Origin of the sequence: Bacillus hominis (assembly GCF_018332515.1) — a bacterium.
GTDB classification, from domain to species: Bacteria; Bacillota; Bacilli; order Bacillales; family Bacillaceae_G; genus Bacillus_A; species Bacillus_A hominis.
Genome location: NZ_BOQD01000129.1, coordinates 1 through 24903 on the forward strand (window position 1 = coordinate 1; position 24903 = coordinate 24903).

At 35.9% G+C, this 24903-nt stretch carries 30 protein-coding genes and 1 pseudogene; 20 read left to right on the top strand and 11 right to left on the bottom strand.

All coding sequences use genetic code 11. The features are described from left to right. Nucleotides 1-94: 94 nt before the first annotated feature. Nucleotides 95-289, top strand: a complete 195-nt coding sequence (locus tag KI356_RS14130; RefSeq protein ID WP_128280735.1) for a hypothetical protein — start codon at nucleotides 95-97, stop codon at nucleotides 287-289. Between the two features lie 28 nt (nucleotides 290-317). On the opposite strand, the gene KI356_RS14135 is transcribed toward KI356_RS14130, so the two are convergent. Beyond that, entirely contained in the window at nucleotides 318-635 is a 318-nt protein-coding gene (locus KI356_RS14135) for a radical SAM protein (protein ID WP_128281303.1), read from the bottom strand. Nucleotides 636-802: 167 nt separating this feature from the next. Here KI356_RS14135 and KI356_RS14140 point away from each other — a divergent pair, with 167 nt between their 5' ends. Together KI356_RS14140 and argH are read left to right on the top strand one after the other, a co-directional pair. Further along, nucleotides 803-2008, top strand: a complete 1206-nt coding sequence (locus KI356_RS14140) for an argininosuccinate synthase (RefSeq protein WP_128280736.1) — start codon at nucleotides 803-805, stop codon at nucleotides 2006-2008. Then, nucleotides 2005-3393 carry an argininosuccinate lyase gene (gene argH / locus KI356_RS14145; protein WP_212935708.1) on the top strand — a complete coding sequence of 463 codons (1389 nt, stop codon included), beginning with the start codon at nucleotides 2005-2007 and terminating at the stop codon, nucleotides 3391-3393. The genes KI356_RS14140 and argH overlap by 4 nt, the downstream gene beginning before the upstream one ends. Before the next feature lie 57 nt (nucleotides 3394-3450). Here the strand turns inward: argH and KI356_RS14150 are convergent, their stop codons facing one another. Beyond that, on the bottom strand, nucleotides 3451-4017 hold the full coding sequence (locus tag KI356_RS14150; protein ID WP_212935709.1) for a DinB family protein: 567 nt from the start codon (nucleotides 4015-4017) through the stop codon (nucleotides 3451-3453). Nucleotides 4018-4116: 99 nt separating this feature from the next. Then, nucleotides 4117-4296 (bottom strand): ProA domain protein, encoded by a 180-nt coding sequence (locus KI356_RS14155; protein WP_128280739.1) that lies wholly within the window; start codon nucleotides 4294-4296, stop codon nucleotides 4117-4119. 358 nt (nucleotides 4297-4654) lie between these two features. Here KI356_RS14155 and KI356_RS14160 point away from each other — a divergent pair, with 358 nt between their 5' ends. After that, nucleotides 4655-5326: a hypothetical protein gene (locus KI356_RS14160; RefSeq protein WP_128280740.1), complete on the top strand. Its 672-nt coding sequence runs from the start codon at nucleotides 4655-4657 to the stop codon at nucleotides 5324-5326. 56 nt (nucleotides 5327-5382) lie between these two features. Here KI356_RS14160 and KI356_RS14165 read toward each other — a convergent pair whose 3' ends face one another. Beyond that, nucleotides 5383-5841 carry a universal stress protein gene (locus KI356_RS14165; protein WP_001066674.1) on the bottom strand — a complete coding sequence of 153 codons (459 nt, stop codon included), beginning with the start codon at nucleotides 5839-5841 and terminating at the stop codon, nucleotides 5383-5385. 147 nt (nucleotides 5842-5988) lie between these two features. On the opposite strand from KI356_RS14165, the gene KI356_RS14170 reads away from it, so the two are divergent. Together KI356_RS14170 and ald are read left to right on the top strand one after the other, a co-directional pair. Beyond that, on the top strand, nucleotides 5989-6780 hold the full coding sequence (locus tag KI356_RS14170; protein WP_212935710.1) for an SDR family oxidoreductase: 792 nt from the start codon (nucleotides 5989-5991) through the stop codon (nucleotides 6778-6780). 213 nt (nucleotides 6781-6993) lie between these two features. Continuing rightward, nucleotides 6994-8127, top strand: a complete 1134-nt coding sequence (gene ald / locus KI356_RS14175) for an alanine dehydrogenase (protein WP_128280742.1) — start codon at nucleotides 6994-6996, stop codon at nucleotides 8125-8127. A gap of 51 nt (nucleotides 8128-8178) precedes the next feature. Here the strand turns inward: ald and KI356_RS14180 are convergent, their stop codons facing one another. Next, the gene (locus KI356_RS14180) at nucleotides 8179-8604 is read right to left on the bottom strand and encodes a hypothetical protein (protein WP_212935711.1); all 426 of its coding nucleotides are present in this window, start codon (nucleotides 8602-8604) and stop codon (nucleotides 8179-8181) included. Next, a complete protein-coding gene (locus tag KI356_RS14185) occupies nucleotides 8601-8864 on the bottom strand; it encodes a helix-turn-helix transcriptional regulator (protein ID WP_002003636.1) in 264 nt (87 codons plus the stop codon). Before KI356_RS14185 ends, KI356_RS14180 begins: the two co-directional genes overlap by 4 nt. A gap of 132 nt (nucleotides 8865-8996) precedes the next feature. On the opposite strand from KI356_RS14185, the gene KI356_RS14190 reads away from it, so the two are divergent. From KI356_RS14190 to KI356_RS14215, 6 genes and pseudogenes are all read left to right on the top strand, one after another. Beyond that, a complete protein-coding gene (locus KI356_RS14190) occupies nucleotides 8997-9425 on the top strand; it encodes a YxzE family protein (protein ID WP_212935712.1) in 429 nt (142 codons plus the stop codon). Between the two features lie 44 nt (nucleotides 9426-9469). After that, nucleotides 9470-9802 carry a cupin domain-containing protein gene (locus tag KI356_RS14195; protein ID WP_016085977.1) on the top strand — a complete coding sequence of 111 codons (333 nt, stop codon included), beginning with the start codon at nucleotides 9470-9472 and terminating at the stop codon, nucleotides 9800-9802. Then, on the top strand, nucleotides 9799-10587 hold the full coding sequence (locus KI356_RS14200) for a GNAT family N-acetyltransferase (protein ID WP_128280745.1): 789 nt from the start codon (nucleotides 9799-9801) through the stop codon (nucleotides 10585-10587). The genes KI356_RS14195 and KI356_RS14200 overlap by 4 nt, the downstream gene beginning before the upstream one ends. Before the next feature lie 2 nt (nucleotides 10588-10589). After that, on the top strand, nucleotides 10590-10934 hold the full coding sequence (locus KI356_RS14205; protein ID WP_212935713.1) for a DUF6176 family protein: 345 nt from the start codon (nucleotides 10590-10592) through the stop codon (nucleotides 10932-10934). 162 nt (nucleotides 10935-11096) lie between these two features. Further along, nucleotides 11097-11390, top strand: a pseudogene (locus tag KI356_RS14210) (anti sigma factor C-terminal domain-containing protein); the annotation flags it as partial. A gap of 63 nt (nucleotides 11391-11453) precedes the next feature. Beyond that, nucleotides 11454-11660 carry a hypothetical protein gene (locus tag KI356_RS14215; RefSeq protein WP_002122998.1) on the top strand — a complete coding sequence of 69 codons (207 nt, stop codon included), beginning with the start codon at nucleotides 11454-11456 and terminating at the stop codon, nucleotides 11658-11660. A gap of 45 nt (nucleotides 11661-11705) precedes the next feature. Here the strand turns inward: KI356_RS14215 and pepQ are convergent, their stop codons facing one another. Continuing rightward, on the bottom strand, nucleotides 11706-12803 hold the full coding sequence (pepQ, locus tag KI356_RS14220; RefSeq protein ID WP_002122997.1) for a Xaa-Pro dipeptidase: 1098 nt from the start codon (nucleotides 12801-12803) through the stop codon (nucleotides 11706-11708). 149 nt (nucleotides 12804-12952) lie between these two features. Between pepQ and KI356_RS14225 the strand changes: the two genes are divergently transcribed. Next, a complete protein-coding gene (locus KI356_RS14225; protein WP_002122995.1) occupies nucleotides 12953-13636 on the top strand; it encodes a metal-dependent hydrolase in 684 nt (227 codons plus the stop codon). 40 nt (nucleotides 13637-13676) lie between these two features. On the opposite strand, the gene KI356_RS14230 is transcribed toward KI356_RS14225, so the two are convergent. Continuing rightward, nucleotides 13677-13838, bottom strand: a complete 162-nt coding sequence (locus KI356_RS14230; RefSeq protein ID WP_212935714.1) for a hypothetical protein — start codon at nucleotides 13836-13838, stop codon at nucleotides 13677-13679. Between the two features lie 244 nt (nucleotides 13839-14082). Here KI356_RS14230 and KI356_RS14235 point away from each other — a divergent pair, with 244 nt between their 5' ends. Next, nucleotides 14083-15396, top strand: a complete 1314-nt coding sequence (locus KI356_RS14235; RefSeq protein ID WP_105586813.1) for a CBS domain-containing protein — start codon at nucleotides 14083-14085, stop codon at nucleotides 15394-15396. 227 nt (nucleotides 15397-15623) lie between these two features. Then, a complete protein-coding gene (locus KI356_RS14240; protein WP_212935715.1) occupies nucleotides 15624-15887 on the top strand; it encodes a DUF3949 domain-containing protein in 264 nt (87 codons plus the stop codon). Nucleotides 15888-15895: 8 nt separating this feature from the next. On the opposite strand, the gene KI356_RS14245 is transcribed toward KI356_RS14240, so the two are convergent. After that, nucleotides 15896-16201 carry a YtpI family protein gene (locus KI356_RS14245; RefSeq protein ID WP_212935716.1) on the bottom strand — a complete coding sequence of 102 codons (306 nt, stop codon included), beginning with the start codon at nucleotides 16199-16201 and terminating at the stop codon, nucleotides 15896-15898. A 250-nt stretch (nucleotides 16202-16451) separates the two neighbouring features. Between KI356_RS14245 and KI356_RS14250 the strand changes: the two genes are divergently transcribed. Both KI356_RS14250 and KI356_RS14255 read left to right on the top strand, forming a co-directional pair. Beyond that, nucleotides 16452-17384 carry a DHH family phosphoesterase gene (locus KI356_RS14250; RefSeq protein WP_212935717.1) on the top strand — a complete coding sequence of 311 codons (933 nt, stop codon included), beginning with the start codon at nucleotides 16452-16454 and terminating at the stop codon, nucleotides 17382-17384. Nucleotides 17385-17652: 268 nt separating this feature from the next. Next, nucleotides 17653-18474 carry a two-component system sensor histidine kinase NtrB gene (locus KI356_RS14255; RefSeq protein WP_212935718.1) on the top strand — a complete coding sequence of 274 codons (822 nt, stop codon included), beginning with the start codon at nucleotides 17653-17655 and terminating at the stop codon, nucleotides 18472-18474. A gap of 126 nt (nucleotides 18475-18600) precedes the next feature. Here KI356_RS14255 and ytrI read toward each other — a convergent pair whose 3' ends face one another. Together ytrI and KI356_RS14265 are read right to left on the bottom strand one after the other, a co-directional pair. Continuing rightward, the gene (gene ytrI / locus KI356_RS14260; RefSeq protein ID WP_128280752.1) at nucleotides 18601-19104 is read right to left on the bottom strand and encodes a sporulation membrane protein YtrI; all 504 of its coding nucleotides are present in this window, start codon (nucleotides 19102-19104) and stop codon (nucleotides 18601-18603) included. Then, nucleotides 19101-19514, bottom strand: coding sequence for a YtrH family sporulation protein (locus KI356_RS14265; RefSeq protein WP_078172708.1), 414 nt, complete (start codon nucleotides 19512-19514; stop codon nucleotides 19101-19103). Before KI356_RS14265 ends, ytrI begins: the two co-directional genes overlap by 4 nt. A 42-nt stretch (nucleotides 19515-19556) precedes the next feature. On the opposite strand from KI356_RS14265, the gene dnaE reads away from it, so the two are divergent. The 3 genes from dnaE (at nucleotide 19557) to KI356_RS14280 (ending at nucleotide 24884) form a co-directional block, all read left to right on the top strand. Then, nucleotides 19557-22883: a DNA polymerase III subunit alpha gene (dnaE, locus tag KI356_RS14270; RefSeq protein ID WP_212935719.1), complete on the top strand. Its 3327-nt coding sequence runs from the start codon at nucleotides 19557-19559 to the stop codon at nucleotides 22881-22883. 133 nt (nucleotides 22884-23016) lie between these two features. Continuing rightward, a complete protein-coding gene (ystJ, locus tag KI356_RS14275) occupies nucleotides 23017-24225 on the top strand; it encodes an NADP-dependent malic enzyme (protein WP_164881566.1) in 1209 nt (402 codons plus the stop codon). 14 nt (nucleotides 24226-24239) lie between these two features. After that, entirely contained in the window at nucleotides 24240-24884 is a 645-nt protein-coding gene (locus KI356_RS14280; protein WP_002122982.1) for a FadR/GntR family transcriptional regulator, read from the top strand. The last annotated feature ends 19 nt before the right edge of the window (nucleotides 24885-24903 follow it).

Below are 24903 nucleotides of genomic sequence, written 5' to 3' on the forward strand. Positions count from 1 at the left end.
ATATAAATGGCTTATTTTGTGATGTGTAATTTTTTTACAAAATTTAATTGTCATGAGAGTATATTAATATAAATAGATGAAAGGTGAGGAGTGTATGTTCAAGGATATGTTTAAAAGAAAAGAATTAAAATGTATTTCATGTCAAAGAAAGATTGAATATGAAGAAGAACTTGTTGCGTTTGTGAAGTTGCCGAAAGAAAAAAACTTGTTAGTTGGCCCGTTTGATGTATGTTTGGCAAAAACGGCGCAAGAAATATATTGCAAAGCTTGTTACGACAAAAAAGCATGACCCAAAGTACTCGAGGGGCATGCTTTTTTCATTGGTGTGTTTTTCCCTCAGATACGTTTTGGGTAAGACGATACCAAAGCCAAAGGTCATTAATAATTGAAGCAAGATCAGCAATTTCAGAATTAAGCCTACAGGAAATTTCAAAATTCTCTTCGTTATTTAAACGATATTGTTTTTGATTAATGTAATGTTCAAGTTCTTTTATACGATCGGGTATTTTTCCGCGAATTTGCTCCCATTTTAATAAAATAGCGTGCTGCGCTTGTTCAGAGATGTCTTCCCATTCTTCTTGTATGTTCGGCACTGCAATTCCTAGATGCTCATTGTATATAAAATACTTTTCCATAGACAGCCCTCCATTTTCCTGCCTCTATTTTACATAAAAAAAGAAAGAAGTTCGACGAAATTGTTTGAAAAAATTTGAAAATGACTATTGATACATTTTGTAAAAGGTGTTAAAGTGTGAATTATTATAAAAGAAAATGAATATTTATTCTTTAGGGGGATGCAAAAATGGAGAAGAAAAAAGTTGTATTAGCATATTCCGGAGGTCTTGATACTTCCGTTGCAATTAAATGGTTACAAGAAAAGAATTATGATATTATCGCGCTTTGCTTAGATCTAGGGGAAGGTAAAGACTTAGCGTTTGTAAAAGAAAAAGCACTTTCAGTAGGTGCAATTAAATCATATATGATTGATGTTCAAGAAGAATTTGCGAATGAATATGCATTGATAGCGATGCAAGCTCACACGTTATACGAAGGGAAATACCCTCTTGTCTCTGCATTATCGCGCCCGCTTATTGCGAAAAAATTAGTAGAAATTGCAGAACAGGAAGGCGCAAGCGCAGTTGCACATGGATGTACAGGGAAAGGGAATGACCAAGTTCGTTTTGAAGTTTCTATTCAAGCGCTGAATCCATATTTAGAAGTTATTGCGCCTGTACGTGAATGGAAATGGTCACGTGAAGAAGAAATCGCATACGCAAAAGAAAAGGATATACCGATTCCAATTAATTTAGATAGCCCGTTTTCAATCGATCAAAACTTATGGGGACGCAGCAACGAATGTGGAATTTTAGAAGATCCGTGGGCAGCGCCGCCAGAAGATGCATATGAGATGACATTGGCATTAGAAGATACACCGAATAAACCAGAGTTTGTAGAAATCGGATTTGAAGCAGGCGTACCGACTACTTTAAATGGTACTGCATATCCACTTTCGGAATTAATTAAAACGTTAAATGCACTTGCTGGAAAACATGGGGTTGGACGTATTGATCATGTAGAAAATCGCCTTGTCGGTATTAAATCTCGTGAAGTGTACGAATGCCCAGCGGCAATGACATTAATAAAAGCGCATAAAGAACTTGAAGATTTAACACTTGTGAAAGAGGTCGCTCATTTCAAACCGATGATTGAGCAAAAACTAACAGAATTAATTTATAACGGTTTATGGTTCTCACCTTTAAAACAAGCACTCAATGCTTTCTTACAAGAAACGCAAAAGAATGTAACAGGTACAGTGCGTGTGAAATTATTTAAAGGTCATGCGATTGTAGAAGGACGTAAATCTGAGTACTCTTTATATGATGAAAAACTTGCAACGTATACTGCCCAGGATGAATTTAATCATGATGCAGCAGTTGGTTTCATTTCATTATTCGGTTTACCTACAAAAGTATACAGCCAAGTGAATCAAAAGAAGGTGGAAGCGTGAGCAAACTTTGGGGCGGACGTTTTACAGAAGAAGCGGAAGCATGGGTAGAAGAATTCGGAGCTTCTATTTCCTTTGATAAGCAATTGGTTAATCAAGATATAAAAGGTAGTATCGCACACGTTACGATGTTAGCAAAGCAAGGCATCGTTACGAAAGAAGAAGCAGAGAAAATAAAGATAGGGCTTCAATATTTATTAGAGGAAGCGAAACAAAATAAATTGAATTTCTCAGTCGAAGCGGAGGACATTCATTTAAATATTGAAAAGATGTTAATTGAAAAAATCGGTGAAGTAGGAGGGAAACTTCATACAGGCCGAAGCCGTAACGATCAAGTAGCGACAGATATGCACTTGTATTTAAAAGAAAAAGTAGAAGATATTATAAAAGCTACAAAACAATTGCAAACTGTTCTTATTCATCAAGCTGAAAATAATATTGAAACCATTATGCCGGGATATACGCACTTGCAGCGTGCGCAGCCGATTTCATTTGCGCACCATATTCTTGCTTACTTTTGGATGTTAGAGCGCGATGTGAATCGTTATGAAGATTCGTTAAAGCGTATTAACATTTCACCATTAGGAGCAGGAGCACTAGCTGGTACAACATTCCCGATTGATCGAGAATATAGTGCGGAGCTTCTTGGATTTAATGGAATCTATGAAAATAGTTTAGATGCGGTAAGCGATCGTGATTTCATACTGGAGTTTTTAAGTAACTCATCTATGCTTATGATGCACTTATCACGCTTTTGCGAAGAACTTATTTTATGGAGTAGCCAAGAGTTTCAATTTATTGAAATGAGCGATCAATACGCAACTGGAAGCAGTATTATGCCGCAAAAGAAAAATCCAGATATGGCGGAACTGATCCGCGGCAAAACGGGCAGAGTATACGGTAATTTATTCAGTTTACTTACAGTGATGAAAGGATTACCACTCGCTTACAATAAAGATTTACAAGAAGATAAAGAAGGAATGTTTGATACAGTAAAAACAGTAGAAGGATGTCTTCATATTATGGCAGGCATGCTAGAAACGATGACTGTAAACAAAGAAAAAATGGGGCAAGCTGTGACGCAAGATTTTTCTAACGCAACAGAAATTGCTGATTACTTAGCAAATAAAGGACTACCATTCCGTCAAGCTCATGAAATTGTTGGGAAATTAGTTTTACATTGCACACAAAAAGGAATTTATTTATTAGATGTACCACTTGAAACGTATAAAGAAATGAGCTCGTTATTTGAAGAAGATTTGTATGAAGTTCTTTCACCGTATGCGGCTGTAAAGCGCCGTAACAGTGCTGGCGGAACAGGGTTTGAACAAATCCAAAACGCTTTAGAGAAAGCGAAGGGGTTAGTTGGAGAGTTTGTTGGAAGTTAAATGATGTATGATATAGAAGGTAAGGTGCTTTTTTAAAAGTACCTTACCTTTTTGTATTTAGACTTTTAGGTACGTATCTATCATTTCATAATTATTTTGCATAATCATAAAATGATGCTTCTCATGTATTGCTAATAGTTGAATAGATTGAATAAGGTTAGGGTAGTGAGCAATGGGGTCTAAAAATACGATATGCCCTGCGATATTTTCTTCTATATTTTGAACTAGTTTTTTTATTTCATCTGTTTCACGTGAAAGTAATTCTTCTAATTCGTTTACATTCATAGAGTGATAGACTTTTTTTGAAGGGATTAAAATCCAAGGGGCTTTCATGCCTCTGCCGTGTTTTTCTTTATATTCGGCATAAATGTCATGTATGTCAGTTGCAAATGGGGCGTTTTTTCTTAGCTTGGCATAAGGGATAAGAGTGAAAGAGAATTTAATCGCTACTTTTAGCATCCTTGCAATTAAATATAAATGATAAAAGTGTTCACCAATAGACCATTTTCCGTCTTCTTTCCTATACCATAATTGTTCATGTGAAAGTGAATGAAGCTTAGGAAGGAACTGGTTTCTTTGTACATGTAATGTGTGAAAATGTTTTGAGATATTTTCAGATTTCATAGTAGAGCATCCTCCATACCTTTTTTCCTAATTATAACATTTTTCGTATAGATTTAATTAAGCCTAGAACAATATGTTCTAGGCTTAAAGCTTCATTGATTAATCATACTTATGTCGATCTTTCGTAATTCGAATATACTCAATATCCATCAAATCTCGAAGTAATGCACCATTACTTAGTTCCACACCATGTTTCGCTTTAAAATGTGTGCGAATCGTATCTAACATTTCGATTTCTTTCCCATTCACATCTAAAATAATACGTTCATAATCATCCATGTAGCATCCTCCTTTTCTAAACACACATATTGTGTCCGTCTATTTCTAAAAAATGTATGTTAATGTAATGTTAGGAAATGAGAAAGGAATGGAAGATTACGCCGCCAATCGGTTATTTGTATGTTTTCTTACTTCGTAAAAAAAATGACAGAAGATGCAAAGCTAACGTACTTAACGGTTGCGACGATAATGATGGCACTATGGTCTTTGAAGTAGGTGTTGGCAGTTACCGTTGTTGTTGCTTGTCTTGTATTTATAGTGAAGTTTGTGAAATAAGTTGTAGGTATATAGGCTACAACTATATAATTAAAATCGTAATAATATTATATTTTGTGTTTAGAATAAAAGGGGATACGATATGAATTTAATTAAATCAGTAACTAGAGCAGCGGCTAAAGTTACAGCTGAAGTAGTTGGCGGTACGATAGAAGCAGTAGGAGAAGTTACGAACAGTAATTTCATAAAGGATGTTGGAAAAGGGGTTAATAAAGCTACTGTTAAAACGGGGGAAATTGTTGGGAATATTGCTGATGGGACATATGATGCTATAGGTGGACTCATTACAGACGATAAACAGCAAGCGAAACGAGGATATGAAGAAATAATTGGAACGGTTCAGGATACGGCAAGGACGATTGGAAACGGAGTTGTACATGTTTCAGAAAAGGGAGTTGAAACTGTGCAAGCGATACGAGAAGGAGACACTGATAAAGCAATAGAAGCAGGAAAAGAATTAGCTAAAGTTGCAGCTGTAGGCGTCTTCACAGTTGGAGTTATTGATATAGTTGATGGTGCGGATGGAATAGCAGAGGGAGTAGAAAGTGATAGTGTAGCACAAGCATCAGCTCCAGAAGCAACTGATGTAGAATATACAACGGAAGAAAATCCGAATACTCATCATGTAACACCCCATGAAAGAGTTTTACCTGATGGGAGCACAATATGGGTAGATGGTGATGGCGATACGAGTGTAGATACACAAGGTGGCTGGGAGCAACATAATCCGGATTACAGAATTCCTAAAGTATAAATGAAAATAGGGTAGATAAGAGAAAGCCTCTTATCTACCCTATTTATTTTTATGAATTAAAGATCACCTTGCTCCTCATCACCACGAACAACAAGGACATCGCATTTCGCATAGCGAATAATATGTTCAGAGACGCTACCGATTAGGAAACGTTCTACAGCATTTAAACCAGTTGCACCACACATAATTAAATCAACTTTATTGTTTGGAGCGATTTCTTTTGAAATTTTAGATTTAGGATTACCAAATTCTAATACAGTTTCAATTTTTTCAAGGCCAGCTTCAAGCGCAGTTTTTTTGTAGTCTTCTAATAAGTCTTCTGCAAATAGATTTGCGCGTTCAGCAATCGCGCGGCTATAAGCCTCTACTGCTGAGTATGCTTTTACATCAACAATATGAGCAATTGTTAATGTTGCATTGTTTCGTTTTGCGACTTGAATTGCTTTTTTAAACGCTTTTTCTGCTTCTTTAGAACCATCTACCGCAATTAAAATATTTGTATATGTATTATTCATAGTAAATTCCTCCCAATCATTTTTATTACCGTTTACAACTTTATTATAAAACAAATTTTGGTAATGTGCTTGTCGGAAACGTTACAGAATTTTGAAAACTTTGCTTTAATTCATTTTAGTTGTAATTGAAGCGAGAACTTGTTACATATGGAGTATAGCAATTTAAAAGGAGGCATGTTTGTGAGACACGCGCTCATTACAGCCGGTACGAAAGGTTTAGGAAAGCAAGTAACAGAAAAGTTATTGGCTAAAGGATATTCAGTAACAGTAACATATCATAGCGATACAAGTGCTATGGAAACAATGAAAGAAACATATAAAAATATGGAAGAACGTCTACAGTTCGTGCAAGCTGATGTCACGAAAAAGGAAGATTTACATAAAATAGTAGAAGAAGCGATGAGCCGTTTTGGCAAAATTGACTTCTTAATTAATAATGCTGGTCCTTACGTATTTGAAAGGAAAAAATTAGTCGATTACGAAGAAGACGAATGGAATGAAATGATCCAGGGTAATTTAACAGCGGTGTTTCAGTTATTAAAACTTGTCGTACCGATTATGAGAAACCAGCAATTTGGCCGTATTATTAACTATGGATTTCAAGGGGCAGATAGCGCACCTGGATGGATTTATCGTTCAGCCTTTGCAGCTGCGAAAGTCGGCCTTGTTTCTTTAACGAAAACAGTCGCATACGAAGAAGCTGAATACGGTATTACTGCGAATATGGTATGTCCTGGTGATATAATTGGTGAAATGAAAGAAGCGACAATTCAAGAAGCACGTCAGCTGAAAGATCGTAACACACCAATTGGTAGATCTGGAACAGGCGAAGATATCGCAAGAACCATTTCGTTTTTATGCGAGGACGATTCTGATATGATTACTGGTACGATTATTGAAGTAACAGGCGCTGTTGATGTTATTCATAGACATCGATAGAATTAAATAAAGTGAAGTTTCGAATAATTGGACAGTTTATCCTTTATACTGAAAGGTGCGGATAATACTGTCCTTTAATGTAAGATTAAATCTATCGGAAAACTTGTCTTATTTTTTGTCAAATATTGAGATATTATGTTAAAATATAAGAGCGTAGAAAGCGCTTTAAAAAATGATTCAGGGGTCATTTCATAACTCAAGGGGGAACTAATAATGCGTATCGGTATTCCAACAGAAATTAAAAACAATGAAAACCGCGTGGCAATGACGCCAGCGGGAGCTGTACATTTAGTGCAAAATGGTCATGAAGTTTTTGTTCAAAAAGGAGCAGGTGTAGGATCAGGCTTTACAGATGAAGAATACGTACAAGCTGGTGCGAAACTTGTTGAAACTGCTGAAGAAGCATGGAATCAAGATATGGTTATGAAGGTAAAAGAGCCAGTTGCAAGTGAATACGGTTATTTCCGCGAAGGTTTAATTTTATTCACATACTTACATTTAGCTCCAGAGCCAGAATTAACGAAAGCATTAATTGATAACAAAGTCGCATCAATTGCATACGAAACAGTGCAATTAGATAATCGTTCATTACCATTACTTGCGCCAATGAGTGAAGTTGCAGGTCGTATGGCTGCGCAAATCGGTGCACAGTTCCTTGAGAAAAACAAAGGCGGAAAAGGTATTTTACTTGCAGGCGTTCCAGGGGTGAAACGCGGAAAAGTAACAATTATCGGCGGTGGTCAAGCTGGTACAAACGCAGCGAAGATTGCAGTAGGTTTAGGTGCAGATGTAACAATCATCGACTTAAGCGCAGAACGTCTTCGTCAACTAGATGATATTTTCGGTAACCAAGTAAAGACGTTAATGTCTAATCCATACAACATTGCAGAAGCTGTAAAGGAATCTGACCTTGTTATTGGTGCGGTATTAATTCCAGGTGCAAAAGCGCCAAAACTTGTAACAGAAGAAATGATTCAATCAATGGAGCCAGGTTCTGTCGTTGTAGATATCGCGATTGACCAAGGTGGTATTTTCGAAACAACTGACCGTATTACAACTCATGACAACCCAACTTACGAAAAACATGGCGTTGTTCATTATGCAGTTGCTAATATGCCAGGTGCGGTTCCACGTACATCAACTCTTGCATTAACAAACGTAACAGTACCATATGCAGTACAAATTGCGAACAAAGGCTACAAAGATGCTTGCCTAGGCAACGCTGCATTATTAAAAGGTATTAACACATTAGATGGATATGTAACATTCGAAGCAGTTGCAGAAGCGCACGGCTTACAATACGCTGATGCGAAAGAGCTTCTTGAAAAAGCTCCTGCTTTATCATAATAGAAATAAAATAAAGACCTTTCCTTTGTAGGAAGGGTCTTTTTGTTTAAATTAATTATCTAATTTCTTTACAATTCTCAATCCGAACATCATTGTGAAGAAAAGAATGCCGAACAAGTAATACAAGGCATACTCAACTCGTATCATCGAATTTTTGTCAGTGATATATAAAATAAATAGTATCGCAGAACCGATTAAATGAGAGAGACCGAAAATTTGCGCCATAAGTTTTAAACTCATCTTCTCGATTCTTTCATCCATCTCAGGTAATGGATATTTCTCGGAATCGTTCTTTTTTTTCTTAAAGAATATTCGTTTCACTACTAATAGTATTAAGGATAAGAGTATGTATACGCCAGCGAATAGAAGGACAGAACTAATCTTTTCTTCATCATTACTATCGAAATAAAGAAAAGTTGAACCTAACAATAAAATGGTAAGATGCGAAATGAACTCTTGATTAAAAGTATTTTTCATTCTTTTTCCTCCCCAGTTTTATCTAATTGAAATAAATCTTCTACTTTACAGTTGAAAAACTCACATAATTTCAATGCTAATTCTAAACTCGGGTTGTATTTATTCTTCTCGATAGCGATGAGGGATTGTCTAGTGATTTGAACAGAGGAAGCTAATTGTTCTTGGGTGATGTCTCTAACGACGCGGAATTGTTTCACCTTATTTTTAATCAAATATACAAAGTCTCCTTTTTGTAAATTTGTTACATTTATTATATCCATTTTTAGGAAAAAAGTAAATAAAACTTTACAAAAAGTAAACAAAACTTTACGAGAGAATATAGCTTGTTATGATGTTATTTTTTGTGATAATTTGGAATTAAATGAAAAATAAAAGTCAAAAGAGGAGATTTGATGGGGAGCAAAAATAGGAAGAAAAAGCAAGCTAGGAGACAGAAATACATAAAGAAAAAACAGGAACAGAACATACCAATTTCAAAAAAAGTAGTCATTATGATAGAAAAAACATTTCGGTATATTTGTATGGCTCTGTATGTAGTTTTGTGTGTTTATTCATTTGAGCTATTTTATAGTTTGGGGATAACACCCAATATTATTGAAACCATTTTGGACTTTACACTATTCACAATAGAATTAGTCTTATTCTTTATATTATTTAATAAAGTGTGGCCAAGTCATGAAAGTAACAAAGATAAGAAAAGAAAGAGAAGTAGGAAATCTTCACACGCCTCAAGCTCATCAAGTGGATTTGGTGACTCTAGTAGTAACGATTGTAGCAGTTCGAGTGATGGTGGAGGAGATTGTGGAGGCGGTGGAGACTAAGTTAGTTTTTCAGGAGAACGACTAATGAAAGGGTGGGACGAAAGATGGAAACTGTGAACTTAATAGAATTAACGAAGGACATTCAAGATCAACATAAGAACTTTGTCGTTTCAAATGTAAATAGTCATTGCTTACGAATCGCTGTATTTACTGGTGAATATGATTGGCACTATCATTCTAATTCGGATGAATTATTTATTGTGTTAGAGGGAGAATTACTTATCGATTTTGAAGATGGAGAAACAGCAGTATTAAAGCCAAATGATTCTATTTTAATTCCAGCATGTACGATTCATAGAACAAGAGCATTAAAGAGAACGGTAAATCTTTGTTTTGAAAATATAGAGGTTGATACGATTAAAGTGGAGCAATTATGAAAAAATTATCTGTAGCCGAGTATAGAAAAATCCTTCCGATTTTAGAAAGTCATACAAGAACGACGACGTTTGCTTATGCGGTATGTGATCAAATGATAGATGGTGAGGTTTTTGCAAACGAGAAGTTAACAGCAGGACTAATTAGTACAGTTAATGGTATTTATTATTTATTTGGTGATACTGATGATCAAAATTATAACGAAGATTTATTTTCGTTTATAAAAAAGGCTATTGAAAAAACAGAGAAGAGATTTACATTGTTCACTTCAAGTGAAGAGTGGGAAATGATGATAGAAGAGCGTTTTAGTAATGCACTTCGGAACATCCCGCGAATGAAATTTCAACGAGAAATTTTTGAAGAGAGAACACGAGTTGTAAACAAAAATACATATGAAGTGAAGCGTATTGATAAAAGTGATATAGAACGAAGCAATGAATTTACAGAGGCGTATTATAAAGAATATTGGGGATCAAAAGAAACGTTTTTGAATGGTGGTTTTGGATTTTGTATAGAACAAGATGGGATGATTGTAGCTGAATGTGTTTCGATATTTAATGGGAATGGGTTTGCTGAAATTGATATTGTGGCGCATAAAGCATATCAAGAGAAAGGATTAGCCCAAGCTGTTGCAACGCGGTTCATTGAACATTGCATAAAAAATGATATTACACCGTGCTGGGATTGTTATGTAGATAATATTCCTTCGCAAAAATTAGCTAGTAAATTAAGTTTTAATAATCCAATAGAATATAGATTGTTTGTACGTAAGAAAACGGGGGAATAAAAATGAATGTGGAGTTAACAAGATTTAAAGTGAAACAAGGTAAAAGTCATCGTGTAGATGAATGGATGCAGCTTCTTAATGAGAATATGAAAGAAGTGCTTTTGACACTAAACGACGAAAAGATGTACGTTGAGACAATTTTCCGGGAAATAAGAGATGGAGAAGAGTACTTATATTGGTATTCTGTGCAAGGAGAAGGTGGGGCTCTTGTCGAAAATTCTCATCATGAAATTGATAAAAAGCATTTGGAGTTTTGGTATGAATGTATTGATGAGGATGCTCCGGCTGTTGATATGAAAACAGAAGTTGTTATGATTCAAGATGTTGTGAAGGAAGCGATGAAATAATAGAATAGTATGTTGGAGAGAAGCGCATCAAAATAGATGTGCTTTTTATTTTGAAAAAAATTTAAAGGAAAGTTGTATACATTTTACGCTCTCAAACGTTGAGTATATAGAAAGGAGAGCAGGATGAGCCATGATACGTTTGAAACATTATTAATAGAGAAGTCAAAAGCTGTGTTTGGATTTCAGGGGAGTTATGCTGATAGAAAGAAAGATGAGTACGAGGATATTAAAATAAACTCTATGGAGTTTATTGGATCTATGAAATCTTTAAGTGAAAATAAAGGGGGATATCAAGAATATTTTAGGGAAAACTATAATGAAATGAAAAACTTCGAATCAAAAGATCTACCAATATACGGAGTAGTCGTAACAGGAAAAACAGAGGATTTACAAAGTTTACAAGGAGCACCATATATTAAGGCTGCTGTTAGAGGTGTAACAGTTGAGAAATATTGATTACAAGTAATTAATGTGAATAATCAGAAAGTTTATGTTATAATATGGGAAAAGGAGGTTTATATGAGGCAAATACATGGAGCAATATATATTTACATAACATTGTTTTTCGTAGGAGCGTCTTATGGGTTGGGGCATGTGTATGCGCATCCTATATTAACCTTTTTGAGTGGAGCGTGTATGGCGTTTGCGATTCTTGTCCATCTTTTCTCAGTCTGGATTGTGAAATTTCAATTAAATATTAGTGAAATAGAAGAAGGCACTTTTTGAGTGGCCTTCTTTAATAAAAAGGTAGCGATTACGCTACCTTTTTTCTTATTTCACAAATTGTAATTCTTTCGGGAACTTCGTTAAAATTTCTGATCCGTCTTTTGTGATGTAAATATCATCTTCAATACGAACACCGCCTACGTTTGGTACGTAAATACCTGGCTCGATTGTGAAGACCATACCTTCTTTTAATAGAGACTCATTGCCTTCTTTTACATCTGGATATTCGTGTACGCTAATTCCAAGTCCGTGACCAAGGCGGTGTGGGAAGAAGTCTCCGTAACCTGCATCTGCGATAACAGAGCGAGCAGCGTTGTCGATTGCACCAAATGTAACGCCTGGTTTACATGCTTCAACTGCTTGTAGTTGTCCAGTAAGTACAGTGTTGTAAATGCGAGTTTGTTCTTCAGAAATATCACCAAATGCTACTGTACGCGTAATGTCAGAGCAATAACCTTCAATGATTACACCTAAATCAAATAGTACGAAATCGCCGCGTTTCATTTTGTTTGCACCTGGAATACCGTGTGGAAGAGCAGAGTTTGCGCCTGCTAATACCATCGTATCGAATGACATTTTATGGATGCCTTTTGTTTTTAATTCATGCTCAATAATTGCTAATACTTCTAGCTCACTACGATTTTCTTTAATTGCATTTACACCAACTTCAACAGCATAATCTGCCATTTTAGCTGCTTCACGTAAAATAGAAAGTTCTTTTTCATCTTTAATTAAGCGAAGCTCACGAACTTTTTCTTCAGCTGATTTGAAAGCCGCTTTCGGGAATAATTTCGTTAACTCTTCGTAGCGCTCTACGTTTAAATGCTCTTTTTCAATTGCAACTGCATTTGCATCAATACCACGATCTTTAATTGCTTTTGCAATCATATCCCATGGTCTGTCAGTATCAGTAAATCCGATAATTTCATGTGCCCAGCCAGCGTTACGAGCTTGGCCTTCTTCCATTTTAGGACAAATTAAAATAGGTTCTTTTTCTTGGAATACAAACATACCAAGTAGTCTTTCATGTGGTTCACAGTGGAAGTTTGTCATGTAGAAAACGTTTGGTGTAGAAGTTAAGAACGCAGCTTCTACGTTTTTTTCTTTTAGCCATTGCATTAAATTTTCTAATCTAGCATTCATCGATTGGCACCCCCGAGATATTTAATTACAAATATAACTTTACATCGGAGGAAAGCGTTATGACAAGTAAATAGATGTTAGAAAAGACAGGTAATTGAAAAATCATGTAGAATAAAAAGTGAGAATGTGAATAAGGGAGGAATGTAATAATGAAAGTATCTTATCACGGGCATTCAGTTGTAAAGATTGAAACGAATGGGAAAGTTATTTTAATTGACCCATTTTTAACGGGAAATCCGAAAACAGATTTAAAGGCTGAAGATGTAAAAGTTGATGCGATTATTTTATCGCACGGACACGGTGATCATGTCGGGGATACAGTAGCGTTAGCAAAGAAAAATAATGCGGTTGTTGTGGCACCGTTTGAATTAGCGACATTTTTAGGATGGCAAGGTGTAAATACACATCCAATGCATATTGGAGGTTCACATGAATTTGGCTTTGGAAAAGTGAAATTGACGCAAGCATTCCACGGCTCTAGTTATATTGATGAAGAAAATAAGACGATTACATATACAGGTATGCCAGCTGGTATTTTGTTTACAGCAGAAGAGAAAACGGTATATCATGCGGGAGATACGGCTCTATTCTCTGATATGAAATTAATTGGAGAACTAAATGATATAGATGTAGCATTTTTACCAATTGGTGATAATTTCACAATGGGACCAGAAGATGCTGTGCTAGCAGCAAAATGGATTGGTGCTAAAACGGTTGTACCGATGCATTACAATACGTTCCCAGTTATTGAACAAGATCCATATCAATTTGTAGAAAAGCTACAAAATTGTACAGGGAAAGTATTAGAAGCTGGAGAAAGTATTACACTATAAAAAAGAAGCCCTTCATTTGAAATGACAAGTGAAGGGTTTTTTACGTGTGTAGTACAGCTTTTAAAGTTTGCGCTTGTTTTGGTGATTCTTTTCTTTTTGGAAATGGCTGTTCGGGTGTTTCATTCAACTCCATTGCAACTTTTTTCCCGTCTACGAAAGCTAAAAATACAGCACCTACAACCTCTAAAATTTTTTTCATCATGTATTCGCTCCTTTGTTTCATTTCTTGTCTTAATTGTATAGGGAATCGAATGGACAAACTATCGAACGAGATGACAATACCATTACATTGTTGTAATAGAATGACTGATGTAATGTAAGGAGTATTTTGTTATAAAAAAAATAGTACAGATATACAAAGAGAGAGTGTAACAGTTTTGAAAATATAGTATACTGAAAATACAACACATGAAGAATTTAGGGAAAAGAAAGTATGGTGAAACCATTTGGCTACCAAACATAATCAAATTTTAGAACATATTAATAGCCTACCGGTAGGGCATAAAATTTCTGTAAGGCAAATTGCGAAAGATTTAAGTGTAAGTGAAGGGACAGCTTACCGTGCGATTAAAGATGCAGAAAATAAAGGGTATGTTAGTACAATTGAACGTGTCGGAACAATTCGAATTGAGCAAAAGAAGAAAGAGAATATCGAAAAACTGACATATGCAGAAGTCGTTAACATTGTCGATGGCCAAGTACTTGGGGGCAGAGAAGGGCTACATAAAACGCTAAATAAATTCGTTATTGGGGCTATGAAATTAGAAGCGATGATGCGCTATACAGAAGCGGGGAACTTGCTTATCATCGGGAACCGTACGAATGCACATCAATTAGCATTAGAAACAGGGGCTGCTGTATTAATTACAGGTGGATTTGATACGGAAGAGCATGTGAAAAAGTTAGCAGATGAATTAAAGCTTCCAATTATTTCGAGTAGCTATGATACATTTACGGTCGCAACGTTAATTAACCGTGCAATTTATGATCAACTTATTAAGAAAGAAATTGTACTTGTTGAAGATATTTTAACACCGATTGAAGAAACGTTATATTTAAAGCCAAGTGATACAGTGCAGAAATGGCATGAGTACAATGAAGAGACGATGCATGGACGTTATCCAATTGTGGATGAAAATAAAAAGGTGTTAGGTATCGTAACTTCGAAAGATATGATTGGTGTTGCGAAAGATACACCGATTGATAAAGTGATGACGAAACATCCAATTACGGTAAATGGAAAGATGTCTGTCGCAGCTGCAGCACGTATGATGGTATGGGAAGGTATTGAATTACTTCCTGTTGTGGAGGATGGAAATAAATTACAAGGCATCATTAGTCGTCAAGATGTACTTCAGGCGCTGCAAATGATTCAGCGTCAACCACAAGTTGGTGAAACGATTGATGATATTGTAACGAATCAATTTATGACGCCGAAAGAAGCAAAAAATGAGCATTTGTATCAATTTTCAGTGACACCACAAATGACCAATTCAATAGGGACATTATCTTACGGTGTATTCACAACAATTGTGACGGAAGCAACGAACCGTGTTATTCGTGCGCAGAAGAAGAGCGATTCAATTGTTGAGAATTTAACAATTTATTTTGTAAAACCGGTTCAAATTGATAATGTTGTATCGGTTCATCCGAAAGTATTAGAAATTGGCCGTAAATTTGGTAAGGTTGATGTAGAAGTGCATCATGAAGGTAATGTCGTTGGGAAAGCATTGCTTATGGTGCAGTTAATCGATAAATAAAAAGATGGAACAAATCGTTTTGGTTTGTTCCATCTTTTTTTGTTGGTTTAAGTTTGGAAACCAACAAAAAAAGATGCGAGTGAGTTTTAGCGGAATATGTATAAGGTAGAGTAGGAAAACTAATGGAAAGGTAAAAATGAAAAAGACAGAATATTGATTCATTTAGATTGTATACTATGTTATAGTTGTATTGTAAGGAAATGGATTTCGGGAAGGTGGTATGCAACATGTCATCAGAAGTACTCTTTTTTGGTGGTATCGCACTCTTTTACTTTCTTGTGATGATACCAATTCAATACTTATACTTACAAGGATTAAATGAAAAAAAGAAACGAACAGGATTATCTCAGCAAGAACTATACAAACAGATGTCTTTTGAAGAAGAGCAATTACATTTTCATGTGCAAGGCAATCTATTTAATATACCGTCTGCGTTTGTTGCAAGTATGATTTTGAAAGTTAAGGGACGTAAAAAAGCATCACAATATTGATGCTTTTTTTACGTTGTTTTATAAGATTCGGCTTCTTTGACTGCTAATGGTAGAAAGTGTTTATATTGGTGGAAGCCATTAAATGTACTCGCGCTGCCAAGTAAAATAAACAAAACACCAACGATAATGCGGGCAGTTGAAAGGTCTAAAAAAAATTGGTTTATCCCAAAGAATAGGACGAATAAGCCGAGTGCCATTGCGGATTTTCCTGAGAGCCACCCCTTCTCCATTGGACGGTTTGTACGAAAGAATTTTGTTTTGTAGAAGAGGTACAAAACAAATGAGATGATAATACAAAAGACGAATACTGGCATAATACACGCTCCCATCGATTGGTATAAAAATAACAATTTAGAAAAAAGAAAAATCTAAACTTTCTAATTTTTATTATAAAGCAATTGTTCGCATGTATGAAATGTTTTCCGTTATAATGGGGGATAAAGTGAAACTTTAATTTGTGTGAGGAGATCCCACGCACTAATTATTAATCCTCACCAATCGGGCTTTTACGTGCAGTTAACGCGGGATAAAGTGAAGAAGTTGAATAAAAAGGAGATTATACATATGCATGAGCAAATTTTAGGAGCAATTAAAGAGTTTGATACAATTATTATTCATCGTCATGTACGTCCGGATCCAGATGCGTTAGGTTCTCAGTGCGGACTTGGTACAATTCTGCAAGAATCGTTTCCAGAGAAAAGTATTTATATGGTTGGGTACAACGAGCCTTCTTTATCGTTTTTACGAGTAATGGATGATATTGAAGATAGTGTATATGAAGATGCACTTGTTATCGTTTGTGATACAGCAAATCAAGAGCGTGTTTGTGATCAGCGTTATGCAAAAGGAAAGATGTTAATTAAAATTGATCATCATCCGAATGAAGACCCGTACGGAGATATTACGTGGGTGGATACGACAGCTAGTTCTACAAGTGAAATGATTTATGAGTTTTACAGTTATGGGAAAAATAAAGGATTAAAGGTGACAACAGAAGCAGCTCGCCTTATTTTAGCGGGTATTGTTGGAGATACAGGTCGTTTCTTATTCCCGAATACAACAGCAAAAACGCTTCGTTACGTAAGTGAACTTGTTGAAATGGATGTTAAATTTACGGATTTATACAATGAAATGTATAAGACAAAAGAAAAGATTGCTCGTTTAAACGGTTATATTTTACAAAACTTTACGATGGTAGAAGAAGGCGCAGCGTACATTAAATTAACGAAAGAGGTACTAGAAGAGTTTGATGTACTTCCTTCTGAAGCATCTGGTGTTGTCGGGGCGCTTGGTAATATTGACGGATTAAAGGCCTGGGTTCTATTTTTAGAGGAAGACGATGTTATCCGTGTTCGTCTTCGTTCAAAAGGACCAGTTATTAATAAATTAGCAATGCAATATAATGGCGGAGGACATCCGATGGCTTCTGGTGCAAAAGCATCTTCTTGGGAAGAAGCGGAGCGTCTATTTGCTGATTTACGTGAGATTTGTAAATAAGAGAGTATATGTTAAAACGAAAAGAAGGAGGGATGCTGAAGCCCTCCTTCTTTGTTTTTATATCTAAGTATCATTAAATTAAGATTTTTTGCTTTATATGGAATTAATTTGATAAAATAATAAAAAATTCCCAAAAACGTCTTTTTTATGTTTTAATGGTGAAGAAGCTCACCAATATAAATCAACACTCACTTGGAACTATTAATTTGATGGGGGAATGTTTATGCGTCATAACTTTAGACATCGATTTCGAAGGAAAAATAATACCATGAACAAAACAACTTCATTTACGGAGAAAACATCACCATTTCCAGACCACATACCTCCTCAAGTAGAAAGTATGAAAAAAAAATACCAAGAAGCTGAAGAGCAAATCGCTCATTTGAAAAATATTATTTTTCATCAAGAAAGATTATGTTTAGTGGGAAGATTCGCTGCTGGGATTGCTCATGAAGTACGAAATCCTTTAACGATTATAAAAGGTTTTATGCAATTATTACATAAAGATTTGGAAAGAATCGATAAAAAGGATTATGCGGAAATGGTTATTTCTGAGGTGAATCGTGCGAACCATATTATTGAAAATTTTTTGACTGCTGCTAAATTCAACGAATCCTCTAAAAAGAAAGTATACTTGAAAAGTTTTTTTGCAGAAATTGATGCACTGATACAAAGTGAAGCTTTGTTAAGGAATATTCAAATAATGATAAATCTTGAACAATTGGAGCCAAATTGCACTACGCAGATGGATTCTCAGGAGATAAAGCAAGTGTTCCTCAACTTACTTAAAAATAGTGTTGAAGCAATTGAAGATAGTCCCAACAAGAATGAAGGGTATATTTGTATAAAGGTAATTCAAACAAGTGAATATATAAAGATTAGTATAATTGATAATGGAAAGGGAATGGATGACGCAGTTCTCTCTAATTTGTATACTCCTTTCTTCACAACGAAAGAGGAGGGGACGGGATTAGGTATTTCTTTATGTAGAGAAATTATACACAATCACAATGGGAAGATAGAGGTTGAGAGCGAAGTGGGAGTAGGGACAAGGTTTGACATATATTTGAATCGTGTGAAAGATGTATAGAAAAGTTAATGAATTAGTATCAATATACTTTTATTAAAATGTTAATAAAAGTATATTCGGATGAAATAGATTAAAAAGATACCTCTATCTATCGAATAGTGCATGTCGATAAGATGGAGGTATCTTTTATTTTTCTTTCTCTATATCAATACTAATTTCAAGTACGGTATCAAAAGAGACTGTATCTACTTTAAAGCGGTATATACGATCGTAATGTTTGTACGTTTTATTTTCGATGACTTTTTTGAGTAGGTCTTTATTTTTTGCGATGCTTTGAATGTTTTTCGTTAAAAGATGCTGGAGATCATTATGGATAGAAGTGGTCATGTTTTCAAGTGTAAGATTGTCTAAATCATATTTTTTTCGATTTATAATTTTTATTTTGATTTCTTGAATTGTTAAGAGCCGTTTATTTTCTGTGTTCAATTTCTCTTGGTCTTCGAGAAGGACGTGGAGTTTTGCTTCTTGTTTTTCGATAATTTCTTTTTGTTCTGCTATTTTACTAGCTTGCTCCTGCTGAAAAACACCGTATATGTACAAAAAAATAAACCAGCTCAACACTCCTCCAACAGCAGCACCAGCTAAAACTAAATACCACCTTTTGGCTGTATTGGCACTTGGTACCCTCATACATGTTCCTGTGTAAGCCATTTAATAATAATAAGACCAGTTTGCATACCACCAGTTGCGAAAAAAATAAGGAGAATTTGTTTTACGATATCTTTCATATCTCCGCCAAAGAAGCTTCTTTCAAAGCTATAAAAGGTATCGAACGTTCCACCAATTGCTGCAACGAGTGCCCAAATTCTTAAATTTTGGGCAAATTGACTAATATAAGTTAGAGCTGGTTTTCCGATGAGAAATGCACCAAATCCGCCAATTAATGAACCACCAAGTATAACTCCAAAGGCAATAAAGTAACTAATAATAAGCAGAGAGAAAAAAGTATGTTCTCTTACATCCATCGTCATTCCCCTTTCTTCTTCATATATATGGACAAAGTATGAGAAGTATGTTTTGATTTCCGCTTTCCTCATCACCTATAATAAAAGTAGTCAAATAGGTAAAGAGAGGGTACAACAGTGAAGTTTGTGCATTTACAATGTCAAACCGTTTTTAGTTTATTAAAAAGTGCTTGTAAAATTGAAGAGCTTGTTATACGGGCGAAAGAGCTTGGATTTTCGTCGCTGGCTATTACGGATGAAAATGTCATGTATGGAGTTATTCCGTTTTATAAAGCATGCAAGAACCATGGTATACAGCCTATTATCGGTTTAACAGCTTCTATTTTTAGTGAAGAAGAAGAAAGGGCTTATCCACTTGTCTTACTTGCTGAGAATGAAAGAGGCTATCAAAATTTATTAAAGATTTCTAGCAGTATTATGACGAAGTCAAAGGAAGGTATTCCGAAGAAGTGGCTGGCTCATTATGCGAAAGGATTAATTGCGATTTCACCAGGGAAAGATGGGGAAATTGAACAGTTATTATTGGAAGACAAAGAGAGTCAGGCTGAAGAAGTAGCCCGCACGTATCAAAATATGTTCGGTAATTTTTATATGAGTTTGCAGCATCATGCGATTCAAGATGAACTGCTATTACAAGAAAAACTGCCTGAATTTATTAATAAGGTAAACGTTCCAGTCGTTGCAACAAATGATGTGCGCTACATTAATCAAAGTGATGCACTTGTTCATGAATGTTTATTATCTGTTGAGGCTGGAACGAAAATGACTGATCCAGATAGGCCGAGAATGAAAACGGATCAGTATTATTTAAAGTCATCGGATGAAATGGAAGCACTATTTTCTCATGCTCCGGAAGCGATTCAAAACACATTGAAAATCGCGGAGCATTGCCAAGTGGAAATTCCTTTCCATGTGAACCAACTACCGAAGTTTCCTGTTTCATCTAATGAAACGAGTGATATGTACTTGCGCCGTGTTTGTGAAGATGGCTTGCAGAAACGATATGGTGTGCCGAAAGAAGTACATGTACGGCGTTTGAATCATGAATTAAATGTTATTTCTCGTATGGGGTTTAGTGATTATTTCCTTATTGTGTGGGACTTTATGAAATATGCACATGAAAATCATATTTTAACAGGACCGGGACGTGGATCGGCAGCTGGTTCGCTCGTTTCTTACGTATTGGAAATTACGGATATTGATCCGATTGAATACGATTTATTATTTGAAAGATTTTTAAATCCCGAACGTGTGACACTTCCGGATATTGATATCGATTTTCCAGATATAAGACGTGATGAGATGATTCGATATGTGAAAGATAAATATGGGCAGCTTCGTGTTGCGCAAATTGTAACGTTTGGTACGCTTGCGGCGAAAGCAGCAATTAGAGACATTGCACGTGTAATGGGGCTGCCGCCGCGAGATATTGATATATTTTCAAAACTTATCCCGTCAAAGCTTGGTATAACTTTAAAAGATGCTTATGAAGAATCACAATCGCTTCGTGAGTTTATTCAAGGAAATCTCTTGCATGAGCGTGTGTTTGAAATTGCGAAGCGTGTAGAAGGCTTACCACGCCATACATCTATCCATGCAGCTGGCGTTATTATGAGTCAAGAACCGTTAACAGGAAGTATAGCAATTCAAGAAGGGCATAACGATGTTTATGTTACGCAATATCCTGCTGATGCATTAGAAGAACTTGGATTGTTAAAGATGGACTTTTTAGGATTACGTAATTTAACGTTACTTGAAAATATTATAAAGTTTATCGTGGGAAAAACGGGGACACAAATTGATATAAGAAATTTACCTCTTCAAGACGAAAAGACATTCCAATTGTTAGGCAGAGGGGATACAACAGGTGTATTCCAGCTTGAATCAGGTGGTATGCGAAATGTACTTCGCGGGCTAAAACCGAATGAATTTGAAGACATAGTCGCTGTTAACTCGTTATACAGACCAGGACCGATGGAACAAATTCCAACCTTTATAGAATCAAAGCACGGAAAAAGAAGCATTGAATATTTACATCCGGATTTAAAGCCGATTTTAGAAAGAACATACGGCGTAATTGTATACCAAGAGCAAATTATGCAAATCGCATCTAAGTTAGCTGGCTTTTCGCTTGGAGAAGCGGATTTACTGCGCCGTGCAGTGAGTAAAAAGAATCGTGATATTTTAGATCAAGAACGTAAACATTTTGTTCAAGGTTGTTTGGAAAATGGATACGACGAGACATCTTCAGAACAAATTTACGATTTAATTGTAAGATTTGCGAATTACGGTTTTAACCGAAGTCACGCTGTAGCTTACAGTATGATCGGATATCAGCTTGCATATTTAAAAGCAAATTATACGCTGGAATTTATGACTGCGTTATTATCAAGTGCAATTGGAAATGAAGATAAGATTGTGCAGTATGTACGAGAAACGAAGCGGAAAGGTTTTCACGTTTTACCGCCGTCTCTTCAGAGAAGTGGTTACAACTTCCAAATAGAAGGGAATGCGATTCGATATAGTTTACTTTCGATTCGGAATATCGGAATGGCTACAGTGACGGCGTTACTCGAAGAACGCGAGAAAAAAATGTTCGAGGATTTATTTGAATTTTGTCTTCGTATGCCATCAAAATTTGTAACAGAGCGAAATTTAGAGGCTTTCGTCTGGTCTGGATGTTTTGACGATTTTGGTATTTCGAGAACGAATTTATGGAAAAGTCTTAAAGGAGCGTTAGAGTACGCCAATCTTGCACGTGATTTAGGAGATGCTGTTCCAAAATCAAAATACGTACAAGGAGAAGAGCTATCCTTTATTGAACAGTTAAATAAAGAGAAGGAAGCGCTCGGTTTTTATTTATCTAGTTATCCGACAGCGCAGTATGTGAAGTTAGGAAAAGAATTGGAAATCCCATCTCTTGCTCAGGCGATGCGACATAAGAAAAAAGTGCAAAGGGCTATCGTGTATATAACAAGTGTGAGAGTGATTCGTACGAAAAAGTTGCAAAAGATGGCGTTTATTACATTTTGTGATCAAAATGATGAAATGGAAGCGGTTGTTTTCCCAGAAACGTATATACATTTCTCAGACAAGTTACAGGAAGGGGCAATTGTTTTAGTTGACGGTACGATTGAGCTAAGAAATCATAAGCTGCAATGGATTGTAAATGGACTCTATCCGTTAGAGGAAATGGGTGTTTATGAAGAAAAGAAAGACGCATCTGTTTACGTGAAATTGCCATCTCAGTATGAGAAAAAGCTTTTAAATCAGGTTACAAAAGTATTGTTTGACTATTCAGGTTTTGCGAAAGTACTAATTTATTATGAAAAAGAACATAAAATGGTACAATTGTCTCGGAGTTTATCAATTCATCCAAGTGAAGAATGCTTAGGAACACTTCGTGAAATTGTCGGTGAAGAAAATGTCGTTGTGAAAATATAATGGACAATTTCCCTACACTTCGATTATTATAGTAGTAGTGTTCGTGGTCAGACCACTTGGAGAAATTGATACCAGCTAGAATAATTTGAGGAGAGTGGATAGTTTGTCAACACTTCGTGAAGAAGCACTTCACATGCATAAAGTGCATCAAGGAAAATTAGAAACTGTATCAAAAGTAAAAGTAGAAAATGCAAAAGATTTAAGTCTTGCATATTCTCCAGGGGTTGCAGAGCCTTGTAAAGAAATTTATGACGATAAAAGTAAGGTATATGAATATACAATGAAGGGAAATATGGTAGCAGTTGTGACAGATGGAACGGCTGTACTTGGTCTTGGTAACATTGGACCTGAAGCATCTCTTCCAGTAATGGAAGGTAAAGCTGTATTATTCAAGAGCTTTGCTGGTGTAGATGCATTCCCGATTGCCTTAAATACAAACGATGTAGATAAAATTGTTGAAACTGTAAAATTAATGGAGCCAACTTTTGGCGGTGTAAACTTAGAAGATATCGCAGCACCAAACTGCTTCGTTATTGAAGAACGTTTGAAAAAAGAGACAAACATTCCGATATTCCATGATGATCAACACGGAACAGCTATCGTAACAGTAGCAGGCCTTGTGAACGCGTTGAAGTTAGTTGGAAAGAAAATGTCTGACATTAAAGTTGTCGCAAATGGTGCAGGTGCAGCAGGTATTGCAATCATTAAACTTTTATATCGCTATGGTGTACGTGACGTTATTATGTGTGACCGTAAAGGTGCAATCTATGAAGGTCGTCCTGTCGGTATGAATCCGGTGAAAGATGAAGTTGCAAAATATACAAATAAGAATCGTATAGAAGGTTCTTTAGCTGACGTTTTACAAGGTGCGGACGTATTCATTGGTGTATCTGCAGCAGGTGCATTAACTGAAGAGATGGTTCGTACAATGAATGACGATGCAATTATTTTTGCAATGGCGAATCCGGTTCCAGAAATTATGCCAGAATTGGCAAAAGCAGCGGGCGCAGCTGTTGTTGGAACAGGTCGTTCTGACTTCCCGAACCAAGTAAATAATGTACTAGCGTTCCCAGGTATTTTCCGCGGTGCACTTGATGTACATGCGACGCAAATTAATGAAGAAATGAAGATGGCAGCTGTACAAGCCATTGCGGAGCTTGTATCAGAGGATGAGTTGAGTGCAGACCATATCATTCCAGCGCCGTTTGACGCGCGTGTAGCGCCTCAAGTAGCGGCTTACGTTGCGAAAGCAGCAATGGAGACAGGAGTAGCTCGCCGTCAAGTAGATCCAAATGAAGTCGCTGAGAAAACAAAACAATTAGCGCTGATTGGTAAAGAATAAGCGAGGAATTTCCATTGACATCATCAAATACAAAAGTATATCTCGAAATTGTAAAAAAAATCCGTTCCATTATGGAAGAGGATTGTTTAGTAGCGGGGGATCGTTTGCCATCAGAGCGTGAGTTAAGTTCACGCTTAAATGTTGGACGTTCCTCTGTAAGAGAAGCATTACGTGCTTTAGAACTGGTAGGATTAATTGAAACGAGACGTGGTGAGGGGACGTTTATTCGAAACTTTTACGATAACGGTCTTGTACAATTAATCGCTCCGTTTCTATTGCAAGATGAGAAAACAATTCGTGATTTATTACAAACAAAACGATTGCTTGAAAAAGATATGATTCGAATTGTGTGTAATTTACCGAAAGAAACGTTTTCTAAAGTACTAAGTAAGTTACATCAAGTGCTTGAAGGAAATGAAAGCTCAATTCCAACGCTGCATCAAACGTTCTTTAAAACACTTATTGAACAAGTCGATAATTATTTACTATATCGCATTTGGATGATCGTAAATGATTACGTCGCAACTCTTTCTTGTGAAGTTTCAGGAGATTCTATCGAAATGTATAGAAAGCTTTATGCTACTTTGGAAGCGAAGCAGGAAAATGATGCACTAAAAATTTACGATGAATTAGTAGAGAATATACAGTTTCACTCGTAATGTATAAAATTTGTCGAAA

Bases quoted from the DNA above. Each gene is read 5' to 3' on its own strand.
- KI356_RS14195 (WP_016085977.1), top strand. From the start codon at position 9,470: ATGGAAACTGTGAACTTAATAGAATTAACGAAGGACATTCAAGATCAA.
- KI356_RS14245 (WP_212935716.1), bottom strand. From the start codon at position 16,201: ATGCCAGTATTCGTCTTTTGTATTATCATCTCATTTGTTTTGTACCTC.
- KI356_RS14225 (WP_002122995.1), top strand. From the start codon at position 12,953: ATGAAAGTATCTTATCACGGGCATTCAGTTGTAAAGATTGAAACGAAT.
- KI356_RS14165 (WP_001066674.1), bottom strand. From the start codon at position 5,841: ATGAATAATACATATACAAATATTTTAATTGCGGTAGATGGTTCTAAA.
- KI356_RS14230 (WP_212935714.1), bottom strand. From the start codon at position 13,838: ATGATGAAAAAAATTTTAGAGGTTGTAGGTGCTGTATTTTTAGCTTTC.
- KI356_RS14185 (WP_002003636.1), bottom strand. From the start codon at position 8,864: ATGGATATAATAAATGTAACAAATTTACAAAAAGGAGACTTTGTATAT.
- KI356_RS14130 (WP_128280735.1), top strand. From the start codon at position 95: ATGTTCAAGGATATGTTTAAAAGAAAAGAATTAAAATGTATTTCATGT.
- KI356_RS14215 (WP_002122998.1), top strand. From the start codon at position 11,454: ATGAGGCAAATACATGGAGCAATATATATTTACATAACATTGTTTTTC.
- ytrI (WP_128280752.1), bottom strand. From the start codon at position 19,104: ATGAGGGTACCAAGTGCCAATACAGCCAAAAGGTGGTATTTAGTTTTA.
- KI356_RS14190 (WP_212935712.1), top strand. From the start codon at position 8,997: ATGGGGAGCAAAAATAGGAAGAAAAAGCAAGCTAGGAGACAGAAATAC.
- KI356_RS14135 (WP_128281303.1), bottom strand. From the start codon at position 635: ATGGAAAAGTATTTTATATACAATGAGCATCTAGGAATTGCAGTGCCG.
- pepQ (WP_002122997.1), bottom strand. From the start codon at position 12,803: ATGAATGCTAGATTAGAAAATTTAATGCAATGGCTAAAAGAAAAAAAC.
- KI356_RS14170 (WP_212935710.1), top strand. From the start codon at position 5,989: ATGGAGTATAGCAATTTAAAAGGAGGCATGTTTGTGAGACACGCGCTC.
- KI356_RS14200 (WP_128280745.1), top strand. From the start codon at position 9,799: ATGAAAAAATTATCTGTAGCCGAGTATAGAAAAATCCTTCCGATTTTA.
- ystJ (WP_164881566.1), top strand. From the start codon at position 23,017: ATGCATAAAGTGCATCAAGGAAAATTAGAAACTGTATCAAAAGTAAAA.
- KI356_RS14255 (WP_212935718.1), top strand. From the start codon at position 17,653: ATGAACAAAACAACTTCATTTACGGAGAAAACATCACCATTTCCAGAC.
- KI356_RS14180 (WP_212935711.1), bottom strand. From the start codon at position 8,604: ATGAAAAATACTTTTAATCAAGAGTTCATTTCGCATCTTACCATTTTA.
- KI356_RS14240 (WP_212935715.1), top strand. From the start codon at position 15,624: ATGTCATCAGAAGTACTCTTTTTTGGTGGTATCGCACTCTTTTACTTT.
- KI356_RS14160 (WP_128280740.1), top strand. From the start codon at position 4,655: ATGAATTTAATTAAATCAGTAACTAGAGCAGCGGCTAAAGTTACAGCT.
- KI356_RS14140 (WP_128280736.1), top strand. From the start codon at position 803: ATGGAGAAGAAAAAAGTTGTATTAGCATATTCCGGAGGTCTTGATACT.
- KI356_RS14155 (WP_128280739.1), bottom strand. From the start codon at position 4,296: ATGGATGATTATGAACGTATTATTTTAGATGTGAATGGGAAAGAAATC.
- KI356_RS14250 (WP_212935717.1), top strand. From the start codon at position 16,452: ATGCATGAGCAAATTTTAGGAGCAATTAAAGAGTTTGATACAATTATT.
- KI356_RS14150 (WP_212935709.1), bottom strand. From the start codon at position 4,017: ATGAAATCTGAAAATATCTCAAAACATTTTCACACATTACATGTACAA.
- KI356_RS14205 (WP_212935713.1), top strand. From the start codon at position 10,590: ATGAATGTGGAGTTAACAAGATTTAAAGTGAAACAAGGTAAAAGTCAT.
- ald (WP_128280742.1), top strand. From the start codon at position 6,994: ATGCGTATCGGTATTCCAACAGAAATTAAAAACAATGAAAACCGCGTG.